This is a genomic window from Desulfovibrio sp. (assembly GCF_019424165.1).
Taxonomy (GTDB): domain Bacteria; phylum Desulfobacterota; class Desulfovibrionia; order Desulfovibrionales; family Desulfovibrionaceae; genus Desulfovibrio.
Genome location: NZ_JAHZAA010000042.1, coordinates 11,598 through 19,847, shown reverse-complemented (window position 1 = coordinate 19,847; position 8,250 = coordinate 11,598). Strand labels below are relative to the sequence as shown.

The 8,250-nt window shown below is 54.7% G+C and carries 8 protein-coding genes; 5 read left to right on the top strand and 3 right to left on the bottom strand.

The window, feature by feature from the left end; translation table 11 throughout:
• Positions 1–352 precede the first annotated feature (352 nt).
• From QZ377_RS11335 to QZ377_RS11325, 3 genes are all read right to left on the bottom strand, one after another.
• Positions 353–670, bottom strand: coding sequence for a helix-turn-helix domain-containing protein (locus QZ377_RS11335; RefSeq protein WP_291441252.1), 318 nt, complete (start codon positions 668–670; stop codon positions 353–355).
• Positions 671–682: 12 nt separating this feature from the next.
• Positions 683–1,921, bottom strand: coding sequence for a sigma 54-interacting transcriptional regulator (locus QZ377_RS11330; RefSeq protein WP_291441251.1), 1,239 nt, complete (start codon positions 1,919–1,921; stop codon positions 683–685).
• 227 nt (positions 1,922–2,148) lie between these two features.
• Positions 2,149–3,483, bottom strand: a complete 1,335-nt coding sequence (locus QZ377_RS11325; RefSeq protein ID WP_291441250.1) for a UDP-glucose/GDP-mannose dehydrogenase family protein — start codon at positions 3,481–3,483, stop codon at positions 2,149–2,151.
• A 174-nt stretch (positions 3,484–3,657) separates the two neighbouring features.
• On the opposite strand from QZ377_RS11325, the gene QZ377_RS11320 reads away from it, so the two are divergent.
• The 5 genes from QZ377_RS11320 to QZ377_RS11300 form a co-directional block, all read left to right on the top strand.
• Positions 3,658–4,032 (top strand): holo-[acyl-carrier-protein] synthase, encoded by a 375-nt coding sequence (locus tag QZ377_RS11320; RefSeq protein ID WP_291441249.1) that lies wholly within the window; start codon positions 3,658–3,660, stop codon positions 4,030–4,032.
• Complete coding sequence (locus tag QZ377_RS11315; RefSeq protein WP_291441248.1) at positions 4,029–5,693, top strand: NAD(P)H-hydrate dehydratase; 1,665 nt, start codon at positions 4,029–4,031, stop codon at positions 5,691–5,693. Before QZ377_RS11320 ends, QZ377_RS11315 begins: the two co-directional genes overlap by 4 nt.
• The gene (gene tsaE / locus QZ377_RS11310; protein ID WP_291441247.1) at positions 5,681–6,166 is read left to right on the top strand and encodes a tRNA (adenosine(37)-N6)-threonylcarbamoyltransferase complex ATPase subunit type 1 TsaE; all 486 of its coding nucleotides are present in this window, start codon (positions 5,681–5,683) and stop codon (positions 6,164–6,166) included. Before QZ377_RS11315 ends, tsaE begins: the two co-directional genes overlap by 13 nt.
• 71 nt (positions 6,167–6,237) lie before the next feature.
• The gene (locus tag QZ377_RS11305) at positions 6,238–7,461 is read left to right on the top strand and encodes an aspartate kinase (RefSeq protein ID WP_291441246.1); all 1,224 of its coding nucleotides are present in this window, start codon (positions 6,238–6,240) and stop codon (positions 7,459–7,461) included.
• 73 nt (positions 7,462–7,534) lie between these two features.
• A partial coding sequence (locus tag QZ377_RS11300; protein ID WP_291441245.1) for an HD-GYP domain-containing protein occupies positions 7,535–8,250 on the top strand: 716 nt, incomplete at its 3' end.

The window sequence follows — 8,250 nt, the reverse complement described above, 5'->3', positions numbered from 1 at the left end:
TTTGTACAAATTACATGGAAAAAACAGCAATGGCATAAAACTACATAAGTGTAGTTTTATGCCATTGACGACGCTTTCAATCCACGCACGAAACAACGTGAACCGCCAAAGAAAGCAACCAGCTTGCAAAATATAACAACAAGGCAGACAGACATATCAGCCTGCTCTTTCAGACGTGCATGCTCCAGTGCGTATAAAAAATTTACCGGTGAAGGCCAAAGGCGGCAGGGCGGCATGTTAAGCCGCCCTGCTCCGAAATATCGTTTGCTCTCTGAATAGAACCGCAAATCATCTGGGGCATTGCCTCGCAGCAACAACGTCGCCGCAAAAACAATGGCGGAACTGCGGCATGTTATGAACGGCTATGCCTGGGGCGAAATTCCTTATAGTTGATATCATATTTCTTCATACGCAGCGCCATGATCCGCTCTGTAAGGCCAAGGCTCGCTGCGGCTTTGCCCATTTGCCCCTGGCTGAACTCCAGTGCTTCAACAATGGAAGCCCGTTCAAGCTCATCCAGCTGATCTTGCAGGGTGCCGGAAAATCCCGGGCGCGCTGCGCAGGCGTTCTCTCCGCTCATGCCGACGCAGTGCGCGCCATGCAGAGCCGGAGGCAGGTGCTGCGGCAAAACAAGGCCTTCGCGGCCCAAAAGCAATACCGCCCTTTCCATAACATTTTCCAGCTAACGAATGTTGCCCGGCCAGGCGTAGCGCTGCAGCATGTCCATTACTGACAAAGAAAGACGTACGTTTTCCCGTCCATTGGTCTGGGCAAATTTTCTGATAAAATGGTTGGCAAGCGGAAGAATGTCCTCAGGCCGCCCCCGCAGCGGAGGCAGATAGATGGGAAACACGTTCAGCCGGTAAAAAAGGTCGCGCCGAAAACTTTCCTTGGCAACCATGTGCTCAAGATTCCTGTTGGTGGCAGTGATAAAGCGCACGTCCACATAATGGGTTTCCATGCCGCCCAGGCGCTCAAAGGCCCGCTCCTGCAAGACACGCAAAAGCTTGGCCTGGGTCATGAGAGACAACTCACCCACTTCATCCAGGAACAGCGTGCCGCCGTGGGCCAGTTCAAACCGCCCCTTGCGTGTGGCACTGGCCCCGGTAAATGCCCCGCGCTCATGACCGAACAGCTCGCTCTCTATCAAATTTTCCGGCAAGGCCGCGCAATTGAGTGAAATAAACGGCTTATCGGCACGCGCGCTGCCCGCGTGAATGGCGCGGGCGGCAAGTTCTTTACCCGTACCCGATTCACCCTGAAGAAATACCGTTGTCACTGAAGGAGCCACCTGGGCTATCTGGGCATAGACTTTTTGCATCCCCTCGGAATTGCCTACAAATCCTTTGGGCCGCAGGGGGGATGAAATTTCTTCACCCATACGCCCCTGGGTTTCCAACGCGGCATGTCCAAGAAGCGTGGATACTATGGTCAGAAGACGCATTTCATCTTCAAGGGTAGCTTCGTCCACCAGCAAATGATCCACAGAAAGCGCCCCGACAACCTGATCATTGAGGCGAATGGGTACGCAGATGAAAGAAATACCTTCCTTTTTCAAATCGCGCGAACGGGTACGATTCAGAAACAGCGGCTCTTCAGACACATCGGAGATATACATGGGCCGCCCGCTTTCAATAACCCTGCCCGTGATGCCTTCACCGCGCACATAACGGCCGCGCCGCAATTCCGCAGGCTTCAGCCCGTAGCCCGCTTCCGTACGTATCTCGCCGGTATGCGGAGAAATAAGGGTGATGGCTCCGCGCATCATGTGCAGTTGCCCGGCCATAAGCTTTAACGCCTTATCCAGAGCTTGTGTCAAATCTGTCGTGAAATTCATGATCTGCGCAAGCTCATACAAAAGGCTGAGCTGTTGCTCGTGATGATTTTTTGCACTTTCATGAACAGTATTTGTCTGCTGCATAATTTCTTGCCCAATTTAAATAGGGTTGTTCACTCTGGAGGGTATACTTCAGCAGCTCCGGGCATGCAATGTGTTGTCGCCCTTGAAACAGAGCCGCCTGATTGACAGGACAACACCATAGACAACCACTACGGCGACTACCTTTCATATATAAAAAGGGGTTGAACGAATCACGTTCAACCCCTTGTCGTACAGCAAAGCCATTGCAACCCGGCGCTGTTTATAAACTAGGCGCTTGCCCGGCCGATACAAAAATAGGCAAAACCACGCTCGGCCATGGCGGAAGGGGAATACAGGTTACGCCCGTCAAACAGCAGAGGGGCAGTCAGCAGCCCGCGTACTTTTTCAAAGTCGGGATTGCGGAACTGATTCCATTCCGTCACAACCATAAGGCCCTGCGCGCCCTGGCAGGCCGCGTACTGGTCATCGACGATTTCTACCAGTTTGTTGTCTGCAAAGATACTGCGGGCATTGTCGGCGGCAACGGGGTCAAATGCGCGAATTTTCATCCCTTTGGCCGTCAGTTCATTGATAATGGTAATGGCGGCGGCTTCACGCATATCATCGGTGTTGGCCTTGAAAGCCAGCCCCCACATGGTCAGGGTTTTGCCTGCCACCCCACCCTGCGGCGCAAAGTACTCTTCCACGCGGGCGGCCATATATTTTTTCTGTCTGGCATTGACGGCCTCAACCGCGTTGAGCAGCCTCGGCTCGACACCAGCGTTTTCCGCAGTGCGAATAAGCGCTTTTACATCTTTGGGAAAGCACGAACCGCCGTACCCCACGCCGGGATAAATAAACTGATAGCCGATACGGGAATCCGAACCGATGCCCGTGCGCACATCGCGCACATCCGCGCCAACCTGCTCGCAGATAGTGGCAATTTCATTGATGAATGAAATTTTCGTGGCAAGCATGCAGTTGGCCGCATACTTGGTCATTTCTGCACTGCGTACACCCATAACAATGATTTTATCCCGGGTGCGGGCAAACGGAGAATAAAGTTCACGCATAAGGGTAGCGGCTTTCTCCGAATCCGTACCGATGACCACGCGGTCAGGCTTCATAAAGTCGGCAATAGCGTCGCCTTCTTTAAGAAACTCGGGATTGGAGACCACATCCACACGCAGATCAACGCCACGCTTTTTCAATTCCTTTTGAATAAGGCCGCACACTTCGTCCGCAGTTCCCACAGGCACCGTGGACTTGTCCACAACAACCATATCTTTCTGCATGTATTGGCCGATTTCGCTGGCAACCTGCCGAACAAAGCTCAGGTCGCACGAGCCGTCAGGCTGCGGTGGCGTGCCAACGCAAATAAAAGCGCAATCAGCCTGAGCAATGCCTTCTTCAAGACTGGTAGTGAAGGTCAGGCGCCCATCTGCGCGGCTGTGGCGCACCATCGGTTCAAGGCCGGGTTCAAATATATGCACAGATCCCGCATTCAGTTTTTTTACCACCTCGGGATTCACATCAACGCATGTTACGGTATTGCCCATTTCCGCAAAGCAGGCGGCGCTGACGAGGCCAACATAGCCGGTGCCGATAATGCACAGTTTCATATATGACGTTCTCCTGCGTCCAGACCTGGCTGCGCCCTTGACGTTACAGCCAGGAACGGGTCAAAATAGTTTTCCGAATGGCCGCATATACGACATTTTTTTTCATTGGGCAACCAGCCCTTTAGGGGAATATTCCCCTGAAATACACGTCTTTTCACAACGGAGAAATGAAGCATGATTGTCGGCTTGGGCGTTGATATTGTTGAACTTGCGCGTATAGAAAAAAGTCTCGCGCGCTTCGGACGCCGCTTTGCCGAAAAAATTCTCGGTCCCGAAGAGCTTGCCGCCATGCCTTCGCTGACCGTCAGCTACATAGCAGGACGTTTTGCGGCCAAAGATGCCGCCGTAAAAGCACTGGGAACGGGTTTCAGCCAGGGTATCGGCCCCACTCTTGTGGAAGCTGTGGCAACTTCCGGCGGCAAACCGCAGTTGCGCCTGCATGGGGCTGCCTTACAGCGTGCCCGGGATATGGGCGTAACTTCTTCTCATGTGTCAATCAGCCATGACCGTTCATCTGCCGTGGCTGTGGTAGTTCTGGAGGCGTTATGATGATCGCCCCAGCCTGCGACCCGCCCATCTTCCCTCCTCTGCCCTTCCCTGAAGAAATACGTGCCTGGGACAAAGGCGCGGCAGACCTCGGCTTGCCGGAAATCCTGCTTATGGAAAATGCTGCGCGGGCCGCACTGCATGTCCTGCATCGCTACTGTCCGGACCTTGCGGGAAAGAGCATATGGCTTTTCATGGGCAGCGGCAACAACGGTGGCGATGCCGCCTGTCTTGCGCGCCATCTTGTTGATGCACACGCCCGCCCTCTGGTGCTCCATACAAAGCCCCTGCGACACTGCAAGGGCGCGTGTGCCAGACACGTCGCCATTGCCAAGGCTTCGGGCGTGCCTTTTTTTCCGCTGCGCTGGAACAGGGACAAGTGGCGTCTTCCCCCGGACCACCTGCCTCATATTATTGTTGACGGTATCATGGGTACAGGCTTCAGCGGTTTGCTGCGCCCACAAACACAGGCCCTTATTGAAGCCGTCAACACCCTTGCCCCACAGCGGCTGGTACTGGCGCTCGATATTCCTTCAGGGCTGAACGCGCGCACGGGACGACCACAGCCCGAAGCTGTGCGCGCCACGGCCACCGCGAGCTTTGCCGCAGGCAAGCCGGGGTTGGCCCTTCCCTGTGCACGGCCCTGGTCAGGGCGGGTACACGTATGCGACATCGGCATACCGTCCATAGTGCGCCGCAAGTCTCCCTGCTCGGCATACCTTATTGATGCACGTTGCATTGCACGGCTCGGTACTCCTGCCAATCTGCCTGAAAACAGCTTTAAGAACACATTCGGCCATGTGCTTGTTCTTGGCGGCGCTTCAGGTTATGGCGGCGCGGCACACTTGGCTTCCCGTGCAGCCTTGAGAACCGGAGCCGGTCTTGTAACAGCAGTTGCCCCTGCCGGAGCAGTGGCCGATATCAAGTGCGGCTGGCCCGAAATCATGACGCTTGCCCTGAAAGATAATGATCATGCGTGGCCCACAAGCATTTCAGATTCCCTTGCCGCCCTGCTGAAGCGCAGCAACGCTCTGGTAGTAGGCCCTGGCCTGGGTCGTGGCCGGGATGCCACCGCCTTTTTACGCGCCCTGATGACGTTTCGCCGCCCTCCTACGGTTTTTGATGCAGACGCCCTGGCCATAATGGCACAAGAACGCGATCTCCTGGACGTCGTGCAGGATGAAGATATTCTTACACCTCACCCCGGCGAAGCCGCAATGCTTTTAGGGCTTTCCGCCCGGGAAGTGCAGGCTGACAGATGGGCCGCGCTGGACGGCCTCTGTTCGCTCAGCCGTGGAATCAACATTCTTAAAGGAGCAGGAACCTTGGTGCGGCAGAAAGCAAGTCCCACCGGCATTTGCCCCTATGACGTGCCGCAACTGGCCGTAGGCGGCTCGGGTGATGTGCTGGCAGGATGTCTGGGCGGCCTGCTGGCCTCAAAACCGGATATCGAGTATAACACCAACCTTGAGCACACCTTTCCCGGAGGGCCGTTTCTTGTCACGGCCGGGCAAGGTGTGGCCCTGCACGCCCTGGCCGGGCGCTCACTTGCCCACCAATGGCCCGTGCGAGGCAATACGGCCACAGCCATCGCGGATGCCCTGCCTCATGTTTTTCACACCGTCAGCCAAGACCAGGAAGATGACCTTGCATGGCCCAGATAACCCTTGCGACTCTTGATGATACCCGTTGCTTTGCCGACCTGCTCGTGCGCGCTCTGGGTAATGCGCCCGAAGTGAAAACCCTTTTGCTGCGCGGAGATCTCGGCAGCGGCAAAACAACCCTGACGCGTTTTATGGTTCTGGGTTTGCCCGGCGGCACAGAGGCTGAGGTCGCCAGCCCCTCTTTTACTCTGTGCAATCATTATCCTACAGTGCCGCCCGTACTGCACTGCGACCTTTACCGCTGTCCGGGATCCTTGCCCGAGGACCTGCTGGAAGCTCTTGATAACCTGCGTACTTTAATTATAATTGAATGGGCAGAATTTCTGCCGGATCAGGAGCGTCCGGAAGAATATCTGGACATCGCCTTGAAGGCATGCGAAGAAGGTCACTTATTGACGCTGCAAGCCTGCGGCCTTAAGGCCGAGGCCCTGTTGCGCCATTTGTGCGAGCAATGGACTGTAAGCAGAGTCTGAGCGCTACAGAACTGCGTTTGCACAATTGGCCTGTTGTACACTGTGAAGGATTGTGGGCAATGGATACAGGCATGAAAATTTTAGTGCAAAAGTTTGGCGGTACGTCGGTAGCCAAGCTTGAATCAATGAAGCAGGTGCGGGAAAAGGTTCTGCACGGCCTGAAGCAGGGCTATAAGGTTATAGCCGTGCTGTCGGCCAGAGCCGGCGAAACCAACCAGCTTCTTGCTCTGGCTGGCGAATGGTCGGCCACCCCCGACAGTGCGGAATGCGACGCCCTTGTGGCCACCGGCGAACAGGTTTCCATCAGCCTGTTCACCATGCTGCTCAAGGATGCCGGCATTCGCGCCCGGTCTTTGCTGGCCTGGCAGATTCCCATTACCACCGACGATGATTTTGGCCGCGCACGTATTCTTTCCATCAACAGCAAAGCCCTGTACGGCTTTCTGAAAGATCATGACGTGCTGGTAGTTGCAGGCTTTCAGGGCTGTACTGAAAATGGCCGCATCACTACTCTTGGCCGGGGCGGATCTGACACTTCGGCAGTGGCTCTTGCTGCGGCCATGGGTTCCGCCGAATGCGAAATCTACACAGATGTGGATGGCGTTTACACCACAGACCCCAACATCTGCTCAACCGCCCGCAAAATGGACCGTGTTGCCTATGAAGAAATGCTGGAAATGGCCAGCATGGGGGCCAAGGTTCTGCACATCCGTTCGGTAGAATTTGCCAAAAAATACAAAGTTCCCGTGCGGGTACGCTCCACATTCAGTAGTGATCCCGGCACTCTCGTTACTCAGGAGGATTCCACAATGGAAGCCGTTCTTGTTTCCGGCATCGCCTATGATAAAGATCAAGCCCGCGTAACCATTCGCGATCTGCCGGATGTACCGGGAATGGCCGCCGCCGTATTCGGCCCGCTTTCCGAAAAAGGCATTCTTGTTGACATGATCGTTCAGAACACGAGCCTGGATGGTCATACGGACATTACCTTTACCATCTCGCGTAAAGATCTGCAGCAAACGCTTGCAGTGATGGAAGCTGTAGCCGAAAAAACCGGCGCCTCAGAAATTTTGCACGACGTAAGCGTGGCAAAGGTGTCCGCCATCGGCGTAGGCATGCGCAACCATTCCGGCGTTGCCGCGCGCACCTTCGCCGCCCTCACTCATGAAGGCATCAACATCCTCATGATAAGCACCTCTGAAATCAAGATCACAATCCTGATTCAGGAAAAATACGTTGAACTGGCCGTCCGCATCCTGCACGATACCTTCGGGCTTGATTGGGACATCGGCTAATCCCCCCTCATATTTGAAAAACCCGACCACGGTAGTATAATACCGTGGTCGGCCATATAGGGTATTTTTAGCCATGGCGTCAGTAAAAATAACTGTTGCCGACATCGTGCCCGGGATGTATCTCGTCAATCCCGGCCTTTCATGGATCAAGGCCCCTCTATTATATATGGAAGAAGGGCTTATCACGTCACGCGAAGAAGTCGACCATATTATCAGCCAGGGCTACACTGAAGCCTACCACGACCCTTCACGCTTCCGCCAGATGGATGAGCTCATAGCTGCTCAGGAAGAAGAAATCTGGCCTGATCCCAAAGCCCCCCTGGTTTCTCTGGACGAGGAGATCCCCAAAGCCGCTGCAATCTATGCAGACTCTTTTGACCATGTGCGCAGCCTCATGCAGGCCGCACAAGGCGGCGCCATTGATGTCGCGGCTTCCCAGCCTTACGTGGAGTCTATTGTCAACAGCCTCAACCGCAATGTGGACGCCCTTGTTTCACTATCCAAGCTCAAAAACTCTGACGAATACACCTATACGCACTCTGTCAATGTGACCATTTTTGCAGTGGCCTATGCGCACTACCTTGGTCTGCCTGAAGAAAAACTTCATCTGGTAGGCATGGCCGGACTGTTTCACGATTTTGGCAAGGCATTCATTCCGCAAGAAATTCTCAATGCTCCACGCAGACTTACGCCCAATGAACAAGAGATCATGCAGTCTCATGTGATTCTGGGCTACAATCAGCTAAAAAAGGCGGACAACATGCCGCCCGAGGTTTTGCAGGCAGTTGC